Annotated in this window: 1 pseudogene; it reads left to right on the forward strand. The window is 75.4% G+C overall.

The features are described from left to right. A pseudogene (locus AB0C29_RS32700) lies at positions 1-741 on the forward strand (hypothetical protein); the annotation flags it as partial.

Here is a 741-nt window from a genome sequence, read left to right on the forward strand (position 1 = left end):
GCGGCTTCGCGGCGGCTCTGGTGCCGCTCATCGCGGCCCCGGTGGCAGCCCAGCTGCTGTGGGCGATGCTGAAACTCATCCGGCCGGGGTACGCCGAACAGCTCATCGACCCCTACCGGCCGTTCTGGTACAGGCTGGCGATCCTGGCCCTGACCGCCACGATCGTCTTCGCCTGGTACGCGCTGCTGCGCCGGCGGCTCGGTCCCGCGGCACTGGCGGTCGGTGGCCTCGGCTGGCTGGCGGTGCTCGGCCTCGTCCTGGCCGCCTTCGCTCCCGGCGGCTCCTACCTGGCCGCCCTTCCCGCCCTGGCCGGCGCGCTCACGGGCATCGTGGCGGTGCTGTTGCGCGGCTGGTGGTCGGTGCTGGCGGTGACCGTCGGCGCGGCTGTCGCGATCGTGGTGCTGCTGCCCACGGTGGTCATGTTCTTCCCCGCCCTGGGCCTGGCGCTGGGCGCGGCCGGCGCGTTCTTCACGACACTGCTGGTCCTGGCCGTGCTGCCGATCGTCGACCTGCTGCACCCGGAGGCCGGCGGCCAGCGCGGGCTGGTGGCGCTGCGAGCTCGGCGGCTGGGCGGCCTGCCGACGCTGGTGGCGGCGCTCACCGCCGTGGCGTGTGTCGCGACCGGGCTGGCCGTGGACCGCTTCGACCCCGGCCCCCCCCCCCCCCCCCCCCACAAATTTCCCCCGCATCACCGCGCCCCCCCCCCCCCCCCGGGGGGGACACGGTGCGCACCAAACCCAT

It is taken from the genome of Actinoplanes sp. NPDC048791 (genome assembly GCF_040650095.1).
Lineage (GTDB): Bacteria > Actinomycetota > Actinomycetes > Mycobacteriales > Micromonosporaceae > Actinoplanes.